We start from the raw sequence: 17,830 nt of genomic DNA on the forward strand, positions 1-17,830 counted from the left end.
TCTCAGGTCAGTAATAGGATGCTTGCTTGTTAAATTACTGTTATGGCTAAATAAACCTGAAGGAAAAGTATGTCCCGACACATTTTACTCACCGGAACACTGGCGGTGTCTTTGCTCTCAGGGTGCAGTTTTCAAGGAGAGTCACACGTGAAAGCTTCCAGCCCAGGCGAACTGAGTGCGCCTGTCGCGAAAAAAATCCCTCATGAAATGACGATTCACGGCGACACGCGCGTGGATAACTACTATTGGATGCGTGATGATGCACGCCAAGATCCTGACGTGATCGCCCATCTTAATCAAGAAAACGCCTATGCCGATCAGGTGCTCGCGCACACTGAGCCAATGCAGGCCAAACTATTCGATGAAATCAAGGGGCGTATCGTCAAAGACGATGCCTCGGTCCCGGTCAAAAAAGGCAGTTATTTCTATTCCAGCGAAGTGGAAGGCGATAATGAATACCGTACTTACGTGCGAGCGAAAGACTTTGCCGGCACCGACAAAACGGTAATTTTGGATGTCAATGCGCTCGCGAAAGGGCATGAGTTTTACAGCATTGGTCAACTCAGCGTCAGTCCAAACGAAAACCTATTGGCCTATGGGGAAGATACCCTTAGCCGCCGCGTTTATACCATTCAAGTCAAAGACCTCACCACCGGTGAGTACCTCGATGATAAGATTGAAGGCGCCTCGAGCAGTATTGTGTGGCAGAACGACAACCAAGCCTTCTACTACATCAAAAAAGATCCGCAAACCTTGCTGGGGTATCAGGTGTATCGCCACCGTTTAGGCACCCCGCAATCCGCTGATGCGTTAATTTACGAAGAAACGGATACCAGCTACTACACCGGCTTGAGCAAAAGCAAAGACGGTGAGCAAATCTTTATTTGGCACGCTAGCACGGAAACCAGCGGCGTATCGCTCGTGGATGCCAATGATCCGAATGCTACCGCCCAAGCGTTTTATCCGCGAGAAACCGGCATCGAATATGAAGTGGCAAAGCGTGGTGAGTGGTATTACATCTATACCAACTATCAAGCGGTGAACTTCCGCTTGATGAAGGTACACCAAAGCGAACGTGACGATCGCAGCCAATGGCAAGATGTGATCGCGCCAAACGATAAGGTGCAGTTAGTTGATTTTACGCTATTTGATAACCACTTGGTCTACGAGCAGCGCGAAAATGGCTTGCCGCGTACTACGGTGCGCAACCTCACCACTGGGGAGGAATATCAGCTTAGGTTTAACGACTCGGCCTATGCGTCTTACCTGACCGGCAATGCGGAAATGGACAATTCTGCGGTGCGCGTGTATTACACCAGCTTAACCACGCCAGGCACCTATTACGAGTTTGACTTGGCGTCGGGCGAGCGTGAAATGCTCAAACAAAACCAAGTGCTGGGCGATTTCAACCCAGATAACTACCAATCCGAGCGGTTGATGATCACCGCACGCGATGGCGCGCAAGTGCCTGTGTCTTTGGTGTACCGTAAAGATCGCTTCAAAAAAGATGGCTCCAATCCACTCTATCAATACGGCTACGGCTCCTACGGCGCGACCATGGAGCCCATGTTCTCTACCACGCGTTTAAGCCTGCTAGATCGCGGTTTTGTCTTTGCTATAGCCCATATTCGTGGCTCTGAAATGCTAGGTCGCCCTTGGTATGACGATGGTAAAAAGCTTACCAAAAAGAATACCTTTAACGACTTTATTGATGTGACCAAAGCGCTGACTGCGCAAGGCTACGGCGATAAAGACAAGGTGTTTGCCGTCGGCGGCTCAGCAGGTGGCTTGTTAATGGGAGCGATCATCAACCAAGCGCCAGAGTTGTATCTAGGAGTGGCCGCGCATGTGCCGTTTGTCGATATCGTCACCACCATGTTGGATGAGTCGATTCCACTGACCACCAACGAGTATGACGAGTGGGGCAACCCGAATGACAGAACCTACTATGAGTACATGCTCAGCTATTCACCATATGACAACGTCACCGCGCAAGATTATCCCAACTTGTTGGTCACCACAGGCCTGCATGACTCACAAGTGCAGTACTTTGAACCAATGAAATGGGTCGCGAAACTACGTGAGTTCAAAACCGACAACCATACGTTGGTGTTTAAAACCGACATGGAAGCCGGCCACGGCGGTGCATCGGGGCGCTTTAAGCGCATCAAAGAAGATGCATTGGAATATGCTTTCTTCTTCGACTTGCTCGACAAACAGGGTAACTAAGTTGACGACTAAACGTCGAAGATCGAAAAAAGCGCCTCTATCGGCGCTTTTTTTATGCGGGATGAGACGCGATAAGCACGCTCACTGCAGGTAAAAAGTGGTCAGGTTTACTGATTGTTCTCCGCATCTTCGCGCTTGATCACTTTGTGGCCTTCTTCGGTCACGCCATTTTTCCAATAGCTGCTGATGTAGATAAACTCACGCTCGACGTCATGGTCATTGCGGAAATATTGGCGCAGCGCGCGCATACTTTCAAATTCACAGGCACACCACACGGACACTTGCCCTGCTAACCAAGGCTGTGCTTTTACCGTTTCGGCCAATGTCGGTGTGGTTAGCCAAATAATCTCCATGCCAGCGGGAGCGTCGAGTGGTTGGGCATCTTCCTCGGCATCGAGCTGAACCACCGCATAGCCTTTGGCATCGCGAGGCAAGGTTTTGATCTTGGCTGATAGCGCGGGCAACGCGGTCATATCGGCAACCATAAAGAACCAATCCGCATCTTGATTAATCGGCGCAATCGTCCCAGGGCCGGCAATGTTAATGGTATCACCTACTTGGGCATTCAGTGCCCAGCGCGCGGCAAAGCCACAGTCGGCTTGCTCGATTTGATGGCGAACCATATCCACTTCAATTTGCTGCTGGCTAGGCATAAAGCGGCGAATGGTATAAGTGCGCATCACAGGGCGCTCGCCTTCTGCTAATCCGCTCAGATCTGTGCTTCCCGCTTTATCAAACAGCAGCTTGATATAGCCGCCTTCACACTCCGCTGGGAAGCCCGCGAAGGCGTCGCTTTGTAAGGTCAAGCGTTGCATGTTAGGTGTGACGGTTTGGGTATCGATAACGTGAGTGAGGTGATAGTTTGGCTGTTTCATATTATCTAACTTAAAATCATTATCATTTACAACCATCATACCATCAGGATAGGGAATGTGTAAGTGCTTTACATTGGTTTACGCTTCTTCGCTGGGCAAGACCGTGAGAAATGGGTAAGATGACGGCACAATATTATTACTAAAAAACAATTAGATGGAGCAAAAATGAAGAAAGTCATACTCACGGGCGCGGTGGCGGTGCTGCTGTCGTTGAACGTCTCCGCCTCTGAGCTCAAGCCGATCATGAAAGAAATGAAAATGACCTTTAAAGAGGCGGCGAGCGCACAAAGTATCGAAGCCATGCAAGCGCCGGTTGCGAAACTAGAAACCTTGGTCGCGAAAGCCAAAGCAGGTAGCTACCCACCGGAAAAAGCAGAGACCTTCATGGAAGGGTTCGATAAATTGGCGGTGACCTTGGATAAGACTGATACGGCACTGAGCGAAGGCGATCTCGACCAAGCAAAACAAGGGATGCGCCAAATCGATGCCTTGCGTGAAGAGTACCACGACAAACGCAACCCAAGCATTTGGCAGCGTTTGTTCGGTTAATAGCCGAATAATAGGAATATAACGATAGCGAGTGCACGATGGCGACTCAAAAAACGATTTTGCGTTATCCCTCGCTGTCGGTGGCGTCTGCATTTGAGAAAGAGCAGGCGCTGATCCGCCGGATAGAGCAGGGCGAACTCAACGAGGCATTACTGCTTTGGCAGCCAAATGCGCAAACCTTGGTACTGCCGGCGGGCCAAAAATGGCCACAAACCCCTGAATTACGCCGCGCGTTATCAGCGTTAGGTTGGCAAGTACATAACCGCCAAACAGGCGGGGCGCCGGAGCCGCAACTGCCAGGGGTGATTAACGTGTCTTATCTGACGGTGTGGCCGGCTAACACGCCGTATCATATCCAGACGGCTTACCAGTATTTTTGCACCATTTTACAGTCTTTTTTCCATCAGTTAGGCATTGCAACGACGGTGGGCGACACGCCCGGTTCGTATTGTGATGGTGACTACAACCTCAATATTGCCGGCAAAAAAGTGGTGGGAACTGCCCAGCGTATCCTGCGTTTAGGCGCGGGCGCAGGCGATGCCAAACAAACGGTGATGCTGGCGCAAGCGTGTTTGCTGATTGATGCGGATTGCCAACATATTGTTGCCCCTGTATCGCTGTGTAATCAGCTTTGTGGTCACCCCGATCGCATTGAGGCCAAGGTGCATACTCCATTAGCCGCGCACCTAGATGAACTGCCGGCAACCGAGCAGCTGTTTCAGTTGCTGACGCAAGCGTTTGTGGCGCGCCCGCCACTCGTGGTGGGCAAGGCTTGAGGCCGACGCTAAATATAGTATGCTTAGCCGCAATCGTGCGTAAAACAAACCCCAAGGAGTGAGGAATGCGCGTCCATCTTGTTATTCACGAGGCGTTTGAAGGCCCAGGTGCCATTTTAGATTGGTGTGACGAGCGTGCCTATCATGTGACCACCAGTCATTCGTATCGGGGCGAGCCGTTGCCAGAAAGTGGTGAAGGCATTGATCTGCTGGTGGTCCTCGGCGGGCCGCAAAGTCCAGATACGCCACAGTCAGAGTGTCCGCATTTTGATAGTCAGCGCGAGCAAGCGTTGATTAAGCAGTGTATCGAGCAAGGCAGTGCGGTATTAGGGATTTGCCTCGGCGCGCAACTGATTGGTGAAGCCTTGGGCGCGCCGTATCAGAAAAGTCCTGAGCCCGAGATTGGCTACTTCCCCATCCAGTTAAGCGAAGATGGCCATATCGACGAGCACATTCCACACTTCGCGCCGCAAGAAATTGTGGGCCATTGGCACAATGATATGCCGGGGCTGACACCAAATAGTCGTGTACTGGCCAGTAGCGAAGGCTGTCCGCGACAGATCGTGAAGTACGGACCACGGGTGTATGGTTTTCAATGCCATCTTGAATTGACGCCGCTGGCGGTTGAAGGCTTACTGCACGCCGCCTATCCAGAGGGCGAGGCCGCTAACAAGCGCTTTATTCAAGACCCTGCCTCCATTCGCGCCTTTGATACGGCACCGATGAATGCGCACTTGTTTGCCTTTCTCGATAGCGTGCTAACCGACAACGATCTTGTCACTGAATGGCTGTTTTAAGCGACTGGGTTAGGAGCACGGTAATCGCAACTGTGCTCCGTCTTCGAGGCGCTATCGTCCGAGCGCCATCTATCTTGCGTTAGTGCAACATGCCTTCACACACGGTGGTGACATCGTCATCCAATAAACTCAACTCAATGGCTATCTTGATCGCCGCCACCACATCACCCACTGGCATGCTCGGGGCGCGGTGCTTACACGCTTGTGCTGGGCTGTAGGGAATATGGATAAAGCCGGCGCGTACCTCAGTATGATGAGCCAGCGCATGCATCAAGCCATAAAACACGTGATTACACACAAAGGTGCCCGCGGTGTAAGAAATACTGGCAGGGTGATGGGCTTCGTTTAACGCGTTCACTAAACGGTTGAGCGGCAAGGTAGAGAAATAGGCATTGGGCCCAGATGACACCACTGGCGTGCCATGTGGCTGCTTACCGGCGTTGTCGGGAATAGGCGCATCTTGATAATTGATCGCTACTTTCTCCAAGCTTATCTCAGCGCGACCACCGGCTTGGCCAAGAGCAATCACCATCACCGGACTGAGCGATTCCAACGCGCTGTGTAACGTCGATAAGCTGTCTTCAAAAGTGCAGGGCAGGCGCACGGCTTTGACGATGCACTCCTCATTAGGCTGCCAGCCTTCTAATGCTTTTGCCACTTGCCAAGACGGGTTGTCACTCTCACCGCCGAAGGGTTCAAATCCAGTGATCAATATCGTGTGCATCCAATGCCTCGCGTAAAAAAGCGGTAGAGCTTTACTCTACCGCAGGTTTACAAGCCAATCACGCACTGGTTGCGTTATTCAAACAGATAAAGATAATCCTCATAACCGGCCTCGGCCATTTTATCGACCGGCACAAAGCGCATCGCGGCTGAGTTCATGCAATAGCGCAAGCCGGTGGGGGCGGGGCCATCTTCAAACACATGGCCAAGGTGCGAATCGGCAACCTTGCTACGGACCTCGGTGCGCGTGTAGAACAGGGAGTTATCCGGCTTGGTAACCACATACTGCTCATTGATGGGCTGTGTGAAGCTCGGCCAGCCGGTACCGGATTTGTACTTATGGGTGGAGGAGAACAGCGGCTCACCCGAGACAATATCTACATAAATCCCGGCTTGCTTGTTGTCCCAATACGGGTTGCGGAACGCGGGTTCGGTACCGTCTTCTTGCGTGACTTCGTACTCAATGTCTGACAACATCGCGCGAATTTTTTCATCCGAGGGGCGCGAGTAGCGGGTGTTCGTTGCTGTCATCTCTTCCGCTTTTTGCGCATCAATCATTTCTCGCAAGGTGACCGGGTTGTCTTTGCGATCGTCACCAAAAATCTCGTCCAGATACTGGTCACGCCCTGAGGCATAGCGGTAGTAGCTATAGCGAATGCTGTGGTTTTTGTAGTAATCCTGATGATAGCTTTCTGCTGGCCAGAATTTCTCGAACGGGATCAGCTCGGTCTTCAGCGGCTTTTTGAACACGCCTAACGCTTCAATTTCCGCCATAAAATCCGCGGCAATTTGTTTTTGTGTTTCAGAGCGATAAAAGATCGCGGGACGATATTGCGGGCCACGGTCAACGAACGAGCCTTGGTCATCGGTGGGGTCGATATGACGGAAAAACTGATCGAGCACCTGTTCGTAATCCACGACTTTTGGATCATAGGTGACATCAATCACCTCAATGTGGCCACTGGTGCCGGACGAGACCTCTTTATAGGTGGGATTTTCAAGCTCACCGCCTGAGTAGCCAGACACCACATCAATCACGCCGTCGAGTTTTTCAAGATCAGATTCTGTACACCAAAAGCAGCCGCCAGCAAGAGTCGCTTTTTGGTAGCCTTGGTCTGTGGTGGCGGTATCTTTCACCGCCGCATAACTTGCTATCGATAGCAAACTGAACGCTGTAAACGCGATAGCGCGCCACATTGACTTGTGCTGTTTCATGATCGCCTCGTTATTGGGGTTGGTGAGGATAAAGACCTGCGCGCTAAGCAGAAACTTTCATCCTCTCCCACTTTTCTGTTGTTACAGATAACGTAGCGCAGAAAAGCTCTTAGCGATCACCTACCAAAGCAGCTGACCCAATATAGGCGCAAGCAACACAGTGACCATGCCCGCAATCATCATTACTACACTCGACACCACCCCTTCGGCATGGCCGATCTGATAGGCTTTAGCGGTGCCCGCTCCGTGTGCCGACGCCCCCAAACTTGCGCCGCGACCTAAGCGCGAGCGAATCGCAATCACGGTCAAAATACTTTCACCAATCGCCATGCCAATCACCCCAGTGAGAACCACAAACAGAGCGGTGAGATCGCTTTGCCCGCCAATCGCTTTGGTGGCTTCTACAGCAAACGGTGTGGTGATTGAACGCATCGCCAAACTGCGTTGTAGCAGCTCAGACAGCTCAAAAACCCGCGCTAGCACCACGGTACTGGTAATGGCGACCAGCACAGACACTGTGACGCCTATCGATAGCGACAACCAATGGCGGCGGATGAGCGCGCGGTTATCATACACGGGGATCGCAAACGCTACAGTCGCCGGGCCCAGCAGCCACAGCAGCCAGTACGATTGCGCCATGTAGTCTTGATACGGAATATTAAACCCAACCACCACCGCCACAATCAGCAAGGGCGCGAGCAACAATGGCATCACCAGAATGGAGGGGTGACGGCGATATAGCCATTTGCTCATGTAATAAAAGCCAAGGGTCATTAAAAAGCAGGTAATGCTTAATAACGAGGCGTGAAGCCAAGCAGGTAAAGACATCATGGCTTAGCACTCCGGTTTTAGATCAGGGTGGTGTGTATGGTGATGGTTACTGCGGCGGCGCGCCATTTTGACCTCAAAACGATACACTTTATCGACCACCCAAGCGGTTGATGCAATCACCATCGCGGTACTCAAAATCAGTACAACCATGATTTTACCGCCTTCTTGCAGCAATAAATCTTGGTAGTTGACCACCGCCACCACCGCAGGCACAAAAAACAGCAACATCTCGGCTAACAGCCACGCTGCCCCGCGACGTAACCAATCGGCACGGACAACTTTCAACATTAATGCGCCTAACAACAGCAACATACCGGTGAGGTTGGCCGGTAGTGGAATAGCAAAGGTTGTGACCAACCAATCAGACAAAAACCAAATGCCTGCTAAGACAAAGACTTGCAGTAAGGTAAGTAAGGCGTTTTTAATCAATTGCATCGAAAGCGTGCCAAGAATCTGTGAGATGGCTCATAGTTTACGTCTTGGCAGAGAGTGAATAAAGTGACTTTTTTTTATTTAAAATATGCCAAAATGACATGATTTGTTGAGCGATAAATCTGCGTTAGCGACGACCCAGTCCCGTGAGGAATCAGTTTTTCGTCATACATGCCTGGCAATAAAAGTGAAACTATGTTTTCATAAAGCTCCTTAAAAATAATTTATAGTTTCATTTTTATGGGCAGTCCGTCATGTTGTCTTTGATTTCTTTTTAATGTGAAACTATGATTTCATATACTGAGTTTTTATCTAGTTTTAATTTCATTATGGTGAAGTGTGATAAGGAATCGCCGCCCAAGCGCGGTGCCACCGTGTTCCCGCGGCAGATGAAAATATTGCATCAATTGGGTGAAAACATCTTATTGGCGATGAAACGTCGAGGGATCAGTCAAGATAGAATGCATCAGCGCACAGGGATCTCGAAACCAAYGCTACGAAAAATCACAAAAGGTGATCCGACAGTGTCGTTAGGCCATTATGTTAATGTGCTCGCCGTACTAGGTTTGTTAGACGATCTAGGTAAAGTCGCGCTCGATGATGAACTTGGTAGGAAACTGCAAGATATCGAGTTGTTGAAAACGAGACGATAGGGCATCAAACGAATGGAAATCTTTGTCTACGCTGATTGGATTGAAACTGAGCCGCCCTTGTTTATTGGGACACTGAGAGCATCGCGAATCCGTGGTAAAGAGCATTTCAGCTTTTGCTATGACAAGACCTGGCTTAAATCTAAGTATGCTTCTCAAATCGACCCTTGCCTTCATTTATATAGTGGCGAGCAGCACGCTGAAGATGACAAAAACTTCAAGATATTCTTGGATTCTTGCCCTGATCGATGGGGGCGCTTGCTGATGCAACGTCGAGAGGCTGTTATAGCCCGCATTGAGGGACGTAGAGCGAACACATTGTACGAAACCGACTATCTCCTCGGTGTTCATGACTCTTTTAGAATGGGCGCTTTAAGGTTTTGCACCGAGCATGGTGGCAATTTTCTTGACGACAATGACGATCTGGCGGCTCCAGCTATGACTTCACTCGCGGAGCTAGAATGTGCAGCGCAAGGCATCGAGGACAAACCCGACTTTGATAATCCTGACTACCTCAAATGGTTGAATATGCTTATCTCACCAGGGTCATCGTTGGGCGGAGCTAGGCCGAAAGCTTCTGTAAGAGATGTCGATGGTACTTTATGGCTGGCAAAGTTTCCAAGTCGGTATGACGATTATGATATTGGCCTGTGGGAATACTTGGTTTACCAAATGGCCTTGGACTCTGGGATCAATATGGCTGAATGTAAAGTGCAGGCCATTGGTTCAGACCACCATATTTTCCTGACTAAGCGATTTGATCGTACCGATGACGGCAGGAGACTGCAATTTACGTCAGCAATGACACAGCTTGAATATTTCGATGGCAATGATGATGGAGCGAGCTACTTAGAGTTAGCGGAATTTCTTATCCAGAATGGTTCTAATACGCGGGCGGACTTGGCACAGCTTTGGAGACGTATGCTGTTTAATATCATGGTTGCCAATAGTGACGATCACCTACGTAATCATGGCTTTATTTTTGACACGACAGGTTGGCGACTGTCACCCGCCTACGACATCAATTCAACACAACATGCCCACGGTCTGCACTTAAATATTGACGACAAAGATAACGCTTTAGATATTGACCTAGCGTTTGAGGTGGCAGAGTACTTTCAACTCGATGTGAAAACAGCTGACAAGATTTATCATCAAGTCGCCCAAGCCGTGTCAAAGTGGGAGAGCTTGGCAAAAGAAGCGGGTATCAAACGCGGTGAGCGAGACTTAATGAGAGACTGCTTCATGCTACCGAAAGTGTAACCTAGTGACGCATGGTAACAAGTGCCAGTTCCTCTGCTTTTTTCGCCATCAACTATGCCAAAATGGCATGGTTAACGATTAGCTTTTAAGGGCCGTTTATGGATATTCGTGCGTTGCGCTATTTTATTGCCTTGGTGGAAAAGCAGAGCTTTACTGCCGCGCAAAAAGTAGCCTAACGATGCTTGATTCCATAACATTTTCAGAATGATATGTGTATTTTAATGAATAGAATGATTTCTATTCTGCCTTGCTTTGCGCGTCAATCTGGATGTGGATAGGTTCTAAGGCTTGCTTATCTTTCACCCAGACAACATTAGTAAACTGATAAATCTCACCAGCCATTTTTATCATCAACGAGTGACTGTCTCTGGCGGTAATATCCACGTCTGGTGTGCCCGAGATTAAAAATGGTGTGGTTAATGGTGACTCGTTTGCACGAACGTAAAAGTGATAGCGAAAGGGAATAGTGGCGCCGCCAACATTATTGCGATACCCCACTACAGATACCGACTCAGAGACAGGCACATCTAGGACTTTTTTATCCAATGTGACCTGAGGCGTAAAGTGATTAATGGCGAAGTATGTAACTAATCCGCCAAGCACAATGAGGCTAATAGCCTTTGTTTTTCGCATACTCTATACCTAACTTGATTTGTTTTTGGTCATTTGGGTCATCGCCATAAGGAACATCACCTAAGCAGTTATTCCACTCGTCAAGAGACGTTCCTGCACGCATTTGCGCACACCCAGCAGCTCTTAATAAGATTGCTTCAGGGATACCTCCCGCATAACCTACAGCACCATAGTGAAAGTTGCCAAAGTCTTCGTAAGGGCCGATTTGCTTGTAATCCCAAGCGCCACCATTTCTGACTTGCTCATAAAACCAATAATAATCAATGGCGCCTACAAGTTTACCGAATTTGTTACGAATCATCTTCATATTCGCATCCACCGAGACTCCTTCAGGGCTAGCAGGATACTGTGCCATACGTGATCTCCTTAAATCACAAAAGATAAAAACTCTCAAAGCTATTCATAGCCACTATAAGTGTCCGGTTAGTAATATCATTTTTACTGCTATACAAACCGAAAGATAGTAGCAGATTGGTATTGGTTATTTAATAATATCTTCCCCTAATATGAAAAAATATAAAATTTATGAGATCATCACCCAATTATTCTTTTGTTAAATTTTTGTTGTGTTTTGGCATGCTTGATCTCATGATAGACGGAAAAGCTAGTCCTCAATGATTATAGCGGCTGTGCTATCGTATTATTCCTTGAAATAGATGAAATGCCCAACGTCTATAGGCTTTATGTTTTTCAATTTCATCGATTTCACTCCTCTGTATAACCATGCCAAAATGGCATGGTTAACGATTAGCTTTTAAGGGCCGTTTATGGATATTCGTGCGTTGCGCTATTTTGTTGCCTTAGTGGAACAGCAGAGCTTTACCGCCGCATCGGCGTCGTTGCATGTGACGCAACCGACAATCAGTAAAATGGTGCGTAACCTTGAGCAAGATGTGGGTCAGCCGTTGTTGCACCGAGAGGGAAGGCGGTTTTGGTTAACCGATGCTGGCGAGGTGGTGTATCAGCGTGCGCAGAGCATTATTGCTGAGTTCGAGCAGCTAAATACCGAACTCGACGATCTCAACCAATTAGCGCGCGGCCAGCTTAGATTGGGGATGCCACCGATGATAGGGCCGTTGTACGCCAACGTGTTGCGTGAATACCGCCAGCGATATCCGAACGTGGCGCTCAGTATTGTTGAATACGGGGGGCGGCGCACCGAACAAGCATTGATCAATGGCGAGATTGATGTGGCAATCACCATGCTCACCGACACCCAGCCCGAGTGCTTGCAAAGCTTACCCTTACAAACTCACCCCATCTATGCAGTGCTGCCCAACCAAGCCGTGTGGCGTGCGCAAAAAAGCCTGACATGGCAGGCCGTCAAAGACGAGCCGTTTTATCTATATAGCGCCGAATTTACCTTAAGCGATCGGATTATTGCCCGCTGTGAAGAGCATGGTTATCAACCCACCATTGCCGCGCGTAGCAGTCAGTGGGATTTTTTAGCCGCCTTGGTGAAAAGTGGTGCAGGAGTAGCGTTTCTGCCCGCGCCTCTATGCCAGCGCCTCAGCGCCAGCTTGGAAGACAGTGAATTATTGCTAGTGAAACCAATAAGCCCGGTGATTGAATGGCAACTCGGCTTAGTCTGGCACGGCGAGCGTTATGTCTCACGCACCGCCGAGGCCTGGATGCAGTTGTGCCAGTCGACAGAGGTGCATCGATAGACTCAGTGCTTTGAGCTACAACGCCTTGTAGTGCGCAATATGGTGGAGATCTTAAATTCGATGCATAGAGACGGCGTGATGTGGGATGAAAAAACTCGCTAGAATTTAGTGATTGAGGACATAGTTGATTGTTATACAACGCAATTCACACTAAATTGCCAGCTGCACACTTGAATTACATTATCTTATCCCTAACACTGCACATATTAGTTGGGCTGTTCTGTTTATCATTTGTCATTCCTTGCAAGCCAAGCACTAAATGATCTAGTATTCGCTGTAGAACAACATTGTTGAACAGAACATACGGCCTTTGGCGACTCCTCCCACCATACGGGATGTGACGACCCAGAGGCTTTTTCGTTTTATGAGGCTAAGATGTCCCGTCGTACTGTTGCAATTTTTGTTGATGCCGGTTTCTTTAATCGAATTTTTACATCGGCTGTTGATCCTGAAATGAAAATGGTTCCTGAAGATCTCGCAAAGAAAATGTGGCACTACTGGATAAAGCATGTCGACCGTAAAAATGGTGAAGACCTATACCGCATCTACTACTATGATTGCCCACCTCTAACGTTAAAAGCACACCATCCGATTACTAACAAACAGATTGATTTTTCAAAAAGCGACATCACTAAATATAAAAATGATCTACATGAGGCTTTAACGCATCAACCGTATGTAGCATGTCGTATGGGCCACCTAAGTACCTCTGATAAGGAATGGGGTTTCATTCGTAAAGATAAGGTACATAATTTCAATAAACTTATCCGTGGTGAGGTTGATCCCAAAGATATAGACCCAAATAAAGTTTCTCTCCGTCCTCGGCAAAAAGGGGTAGATATGAAGCTAGGTATCGATATTACTAGCGTAGTTTTAAAGAAACTCGCGAACAAGATAATTTTAATTTCAGGTGACAGTGACTTTGTCCCAGCAGCTAAATTAGCCAGAATAGAAGGTGCGCATTTCATCTTAGATGCAATGGGGCGCAAAGTAAAAGGCGATTTAGCGGAACATATAGATGGACTAAAAACCTTTATCTATCAAGTCACACCTCAAAAATAGCAGCGGTAGCGGTCAGCCCAATACGAATGTAAAGCGGTAGTCTCAATCAAAATAAATACGCTCCGTAGGTGATTGACAAATTGGAAGTCCATGTAGCTCGCGCCTTAGAAGCCCGCTAAGACTTCCATTGTGTTGTAAATTGTTCAAAATCTAGATTCTTCCACTCACTTTTCCATACCTTTAAGTAAGGAATATCAGAAGACGAAGGAGGTAGTTCTGTAACATCAATCTTAACAAGAGAAGGTAAAATTGCAGCATCCCCCATAAGTAACGCTTCACCTGTTTGAAGTGATGACAAGTTAGACGTTAAATTCCCAAAAGTATCGGGTAAAATTCTTCGGACATAATTCTGATCATCAGGGTTAGTTAAACGCATTGCAACGAAGTTACTACACTGAGAAAAAATGGTCTCTGATATTTCGGAAGGTCTTTGACTTGCTAGTAGAAGGGTAACTCCGTACTTACGCCCCTCTTTTGCAATTCTTTCTATTGAATTTTTTGATGCTTTAAATCTTGCTAAATCACTTTTAGGTACGTATTTGTGTGCCTCTTCAAGAACAAGCAAAATTGGAATGTCATGTTGCCTACCTCCTTTTGTGCTAGCGTATCTTTTATAGTTATAGCCAAGATCAAACAATATTCTCGATATCAGAGACACAGTAATACTAAGTACTTCAAATGGAATTCCGCTTAAATCTATAATTGTTACGTTTGCTTCCTGATTTTCTTTATAACCTAGGAATTGCTTTATCGTATTCTCGAATGAAATATCTTTAGAGGCTGTTCCAAAGAGGAAATTTAGACGATCTTGTTTATACTTAGATATAAATCTAGATACAAATTTATCTAGTGTACCGTCAGCATAATCACCTTTCGTTACGTTAGATGCTTTAGTTGGCCTAAATTCGTATAGTTTTGAAAAGTACATATTAAGCTTTTCTTCGTTGGACAGGTAAATACCAGATTCTGCTGTTGTTGAGCTATTTTCTACATCCCCTTCTTCACCCACGATCATATAGCGATCTACTGCCTTTGAATTCTTTGTTTCACTTTTAAGGTTAATGAGGCAATTTAAAACTTCTTCGATATCAAACTTTAGAGGACTATCATAAAATATCTTCTCTACATCTGGATTGTGTTTCTTTTTGTTTTGCGTAATAATACTTCTCAATACTGAAGATTGGTTGTAATTATTGTTATCACCAGAGTCTAGAAATAACTCTTCCAGTTCTTCACTATTTAGAAGCCAATAAGGCAAAACTATATCATCAACACTCAATTTATTAGATGAAGGGAATGCTGATGGGTATTCGGCATGTATATCAAATATTATTATATGTGAGTTGTTCAATCCTTCATATGGTTTGCTTTTTTGTGAAGTTGCTTTTTGCAAAATTGTAGCAATAGTATGTGACTTTCCTGAACCAGTAGAGCCGACAATTCCAATATGCTTATTAAAAAATTTATCTCCGTCAACGGGAACACGAACGCCACAATTATGTGATAGTTGGGAAAAATCGAATTTTTCTTTATCCGCCAATCCATAAGAATATATTTTTTCAATCTCACTTATTTTAGCAGGTTCCACTTTTTTAGGAGGTATCGCAATAGAATCCCCACCGCGAGAGAAAACTTCATTTTTGATTACACCTAGTGGACTTGCTTCAATTATATATTTTCTATCGCCATTATCCTTAACTTCAATAGCAAAGCTATCAATAACCGCTACTAATACCACATCATCACAATCTGCTATTCTAAGGTACGAACCGACTTTGAGATGCTCTTCTGCCAAACGAAAAGAGTTTAAGTCATCAACAGCCACTTTTACTTTGTCTGGGTATACCGAAATCACTTCGGCGTTAATCGAATCTGTCATTTTATTAAATCCCTTATATATCCTATATCTTCAATTCTAATCTTTACGTTTTTATGTTGATTGGTATCGAAGTAGGTCTGATCTTTATAGAATTGATAGATCTCCACTACAGAACTTGATTCATCAATCAACGTTTTTAAATCTTCAAGGGTATCAATAATTTTAAATTTTACCCTGTTCTCTGTAGAAGGTTCTGTGTAAAAATGTTGCGTGCAGAGTGTAGAGCCTTTAAACGGGTATGGGTCTAAAAAAACTGTGCCTTTCGAATAAATTCGGTTCTTAAGCTCAACGAGCTTGTCGGGGTTCAAACCATTAAGATAGATAGATGGACAAAATTTTGGCTTTTGCCTTTTAGATAATTTAGACCATTTATTTGCTAGGAGCCGAATAATTTCTTCAAGTTCCGTTAGTTTCTCATCATAATTACAGTCTATCAAAAAGAATCTATTAAGCGGCTCCATATTTAATCCATTTGATAGATGCTCTCTTTTTACAGATTTTATATATTTTTCACGGCCTTTCCTTTTTATAAACCATGCGTCAAATATTTCATCCTTCACACTTATACGTTTCAAAAAATCCGACTTGGTAATATATCGTTCGTGACGATTTTTCTTGATTGATAAATTCCTGATTATTTTAAGTGCCGCGTTGTAATGATATAGTTCAGCTTCTAATGGGGAAACATTTATAATGCTTGCTATTTCTTGGATGATTTTTTCATACTGCTCTTCGATTGATGGGGCTCGAATGTCTAGCGTTAACACACCCAAAAACTCCTCTAAGTCTCTGTCTGTTAGACTAAGCTCATTATGAACGAAATTAGTTGTTTTCTTGGTATTTCCATCAGCACCTTTATCAGTTTTGGTATAAGTTAAAWAGTTTCTCTTTAAATTTTCACATGTTAAAGGGGGCAATTTCTCATGCCCTGACTGATAGTGACCATACAAGTGATATTTAATATCTCCATGTCGATTGTCTGAAAAATGACGGAGCATGAGAGTAATTGGCTTTTTTATAACCGAGTGATTGTATTCGGTTTTAGCGTAATACTTGCATTGAATGGCATTAGTTTCATTTGCGTTAACAATATCAATGTCTTCAATACCCTCAATGCAGATAGAAGCATTCGCGTTTTCTTGTTGCAACAATGCTAGTATCGTTTTATCAAATTGATAGAAATATCCAGTTATTGTGTCAATTGCTTCTCTAGTAGACATTGATACTTTATCCTGAAAGATGGCTTCTAACGCACAATTAGAAGCGATAATTGGTATTAATAAGATCCTGAATTAAAAGAATTAACAGACTCGAAAGCCAAGATAATTCATTTTCCTCTTTGTTCAAAGGTACTAATCTAAAGCCGGATTCAATATTTTCGGCGTGCACAAGCTTGTTTCGAGCAAAATACGCATACTTAATACACAGAGTTGCTGCCAAGTGCGAATTATTTACTGTAGCTGTATTTGCATTTAGATGATCTACAACCTCATCATAAAACCCTTTCTCTTTAAGAAAGTCTTCTCTTACGGTAAGAGTGTCGTTAAAGATTTTTATTATTCTATGATCTTCATTGCGCAGGACAAAGAGCTTGAAAGATCGAGTTTGTTTGATTGTAGGAAAGTTATTGTGAATAAACTTTATCCAACGAGTATTAGCTCTGATATCTGGCTCCGTTAACTCTGAAACTTTTTCCAGAATCAAAGGGTAAGAGTCCGGATTATCGATTAGATCATTTCTGATAAAAAGATGGCAATCAAAGTCCTTAGTAGCATTTGCAGCCGCTTTGTAAATTGCGTTAAATGCTTTCCACTTATTTTCAAATATACCGAGCTTACTGTCGGTATGAAGAGATTTTATTAGATAGGTTAAACCAAAAAGAAAACCATGGGCTTTGCGGCTTTCCAAAAAAACCAATTTTAATGCATTCAARTCAATATTTTTCAGTGCGCATATTTTAGCCTGACTATTAACAACTTGTGTTATATCTTTTTTGTTTAATACTACTTCCTCAGAAGACTTCTTAGTTAGCCTCTTAATCTTTATTTTCTTAATTTGAGTTGGTTTTCTCGTTGCACAGTAGTAATACACAAGTGATTTTGTAATTTGACGATAAAGCGCACTTTGATGATTGAGAAAAACACCTTTTAAATCAACGGATCCAGAACGCTTAGCAATTATCTCAATTTTATTCTCTTTTATTGTCAGTTCATCACAATATGATTGAGATTGCGGATAAGGGATCTGTT

Annotated in this window: 18 protein-coding genes; 8 read left to right on the plus strand and 10 right to left on the minus strand. The window is 45.4% G+C overall.

Annotated features, from left to right (window positions below):
* Nucleotides 1–69 precede the first annotated feature (69 nt).
* On the plus strand, nt 70–2,229 hold the full coding sequence (locus tag BZG73_RS13645; RefSeq protein ID WP_077668583.1) for a S9 family peptidase: 2,160 nt from the start codon (nt 70–72) through the stop codon (nt 2,227–2,229).
* A 107-nt stretch (nt 2,230–2,336) separates the two neighbouring features.
* On the opposite strand, the gene BZG73_RS13650 is transcribed toward BZG73_RS13645, so the two are convergent.
* Nucleotides 2,337–3,104, minus strand: a complete 768-nt coding sequence (locus BZG73_RS13650; RefSeq protein WP_077579364.1) for a siderophore-interacting protein — start codon at nt 3,102–3,104, stop codon at nt 2,337–2,339.
* A 165-nt stretch (nt 3,105–3,269) separates the two neighbouring features.
* Here BZG73_RS13650 and BZG73_RS13655 point away from each other — a divergent pair, with 165 nt between their 5' ends.
* The 3 genes from BZG73_RS13655 (at nt 3,270) to BZG73_RS13665 (ending at nt 5,226) form a co-directional block, all read left to right on the plus strand.
* Complete coding sequence (locus BZG73_RS13655; RefSeq protein ID WP_077668584.1) at nt 3,270–3,653, plus strand: cytochrome b562; 384 nt, start codon at nt 3,270–3,272, stop codon at nt 3,651–3,653.
* A gap of 38 nt (nt 3,654–3,691) precedes the next feature.
* Complete coding sequence (locus tag BZG73_RS13660) at nt 3,692–4,429, plus strand: lipoate--protein ligase family protein (RefSeq protein ID WP_077668585.1); 738 nt, start codon at nt 3,692–3,694, stop codon at nt 4,427–4,429.
* Nucleotides 4,430–4,494: 65 nt separating this feature from the next.
* Nucleotides 4,495–5,226, plus strand: coding sequence for a glutamine amidotransferase-related protein (locus BZG73_RS13665; protein WP_077668586.1), 732 nt, complete (start codon nt 4,495–4,497; stop codon nt 5,224–5,226).
* A 79-nt stretch (nt 5,227–5,305) separates the two neighbouring features.
* Here BZG73_RS13665 and pcp read toward each other — a convergent pair whose 3' ends face one another.
* From pcp to BZG73_RS13685, 4 genes are all read right to left on the minus strand, one after another.
* On the minus strand, nt 5,306–5,950 hold the full coding sequence (pcp, locus tag BZG73_RS13670; RefSeq protein ID WP_077579293.1) for a pyroglutamyl-peptidase I: 645 nt from the start codon (nt 5,948–5,950) through the stop codon (nt 5,306–5,308).
* A gap of 74 nt (nt 5,951–6,024) precedes the next feature.
* Nucleotides 6,025–7,164: a peptide-methionine (R)-S-oxide reductase MsrB gene (gene msrB, locus BZG73_RS13675; RefSeq protein WP_077668587.1), complete on the minus strand. Its 1,140-nt coding sequence runs from the start codon at nt 7,162–7,164 to the stop codon at nt 6,025–6,027.
* Between the two features lie 120 nt (nt 7,165–7,284).
* On the minus strand, nt 7,285–7,992 hold the full coding sequence (locus BZG73_RS13680; protein WP_077668595.1) for an LrgB family protein: 708 nt from the start codon (nt 7,990–7,992) through the stop codon (nt 7,285–7,287).
* A gap of 6 nt (nt 7,993–7,998) precedes the next feature.
* Entirely contained in the window at nt 7,999–8,430 is a 432-nt protein-coding gene (locus BZG73_RS13685; RefSeq protein ID WP_077579295.1) for a CidA/LrgA family protein, read from the minus strand.
* 386 nt (nt 8,431–8,816) lie between these two features.
* On the opposite strand from BZG73_RS13685, the gene BZG73_RS13690 reads away from it, so the two are divergent.
* Nucleotides 8,817–9,080 (plus strand): helix-turn-helix domain-containing protein, encoded by a 264-nt coding sequence (locus BZG73_RS13690; RefSeq protein WP_235606075.1) that lies wholly within the window; start codon nt 8,817–8,819, stop codon nt 9,078–9,080.
* A 12-nt stretch (nt 9,081–9,092) separates the two neighbouring features.
* The gene (locus BZG73_RS13695) at nt 9,093–10,340 is read left to right on the plus strand and encodes a type II toxin-antitoxin system HipA family toxin (RefSeq protein ID WP_077579296.1); all 1,248 of its coding nucleotides are present in this window, start codon (nt 9,093–9,095) and stop codon (nt 10,338–10,340) included.
* A gap of 237 nt (nt 10,341–10,577) precedes the next feature.
* Here BZG73_RS13695 and BZG73_RS13700 read toward each other — a convergent pair whose 3' ends face one another.
* A complete protein-coding gene (locus BZG73_RS13700; protein WP_077668588.1) occupies nt 10,578–10,973 on the minus strand; it encodes a hypothetical protein in 396 nt (131 codons plus the stop codon).
* Nucleotides 10,951–11,328, minus strand: coding sequence for a polymorphic toxin type 44 domain-containing protein (locus BZG73_RS13705; RefSeq protein WP_077668589.1), 378 nt, complete (start codon nt 11,326–11,328; stop codon nt 10,951–10,953). Before BZG73_RS13705 ends, BZG73_RS13700 begins: the two co-directional genes overlap by 23 nt.
* Nucleotides 11,329–11,740: 412 nt before the next feature.
* On the opposite strand from BZG73_RS13705, the gene BZG73_RS13710 reads away from it, so the two are divergent.
* Together BZG73_RS13710 and BZG73_RS13715 are read left to right on the plus strand one after the other, a co-directional pair.
* The gene (locus BZG73_RS13710; RefSeq protein ID WP_077668590.1) at nt 11,741–12,640 is read left to right on the plus strand and encodes a LysR family transcriptional regulator; all 900 of its coding nucleotides are present in this window, start codon (nt 11,741–11,743) and stop codon (nt 12,638–12,640) included.
* A gap of 375 nt (nt 12,641–13,015) precedes the next feature.
* Nucleotides 13,016–13,702 carry an NYN domain-containing protein gene (locus BZG73_RS13715; protein ID WP_077668591.1) on the plus strand — a complete coding sequence of 229 codons (687 nt, stop codon included), beginning with the start codon at nt 13,016–13,018 and terminating at the stop codon, nt 13,700–13,702.
* 115 nt (nt 13,703–13,817) lie between these two features.
* On the opposite strand, the gene herA is transcribed toward BZG73_RS13715, so the two are convergent.
* The 3 genes from herA to BZG73_RS16025 form a co-directional block, all read right to left on the minus strand.
* The gene (herA, locus tag BZG73_RS13720) at nt 13,818–15,581 is read right to left on the minus strand and encodes an anti-phage-associated helicase HerA (protein ID WP_077668592.1); all 1,764 of its coding nucleotides are present in this window, start codon (nt 15,579–15,581) and stop codon (nt 13,818–13,820) included.
* Nucleotides 15,578–16,801 carry a DUF4297 family anti-phage-associated protein gene (locus BZG73_RS13725; protein ID WP_077668593.1) on the minus strand — a complete coding sequence of 408 codons (1,224 nt, stop codon included), beginning with the start codon at nt 16,799–16,801 and terminating at the stop codon, nt 15,578–15,580. The genes herA and BZG73_RS13725 overlap by 4 nt, the downstream gene beginning before the upstream one ends.
* A gap of 37 nt (nt 16,802–16,838) precedes the next feature.
* Nucleotides 16,839–17,830: hypothetical protein (locus tag BZG73_RS16025; RefSeq protein ID WP_077668594.1), on the minus strand; the 992-nt coding region annotated here is incomplete at its 5' end.

It is taken from the genome of Salinivibrio siamensis, assembly GCF_001996005.1.
Classification (GTDB): Bacteria; Pseudomonadota; Gammaproteobacteria; order Enterobacterales; family Vibrionaceae; genus Salinivibrio; species Salinivibrio siamensis.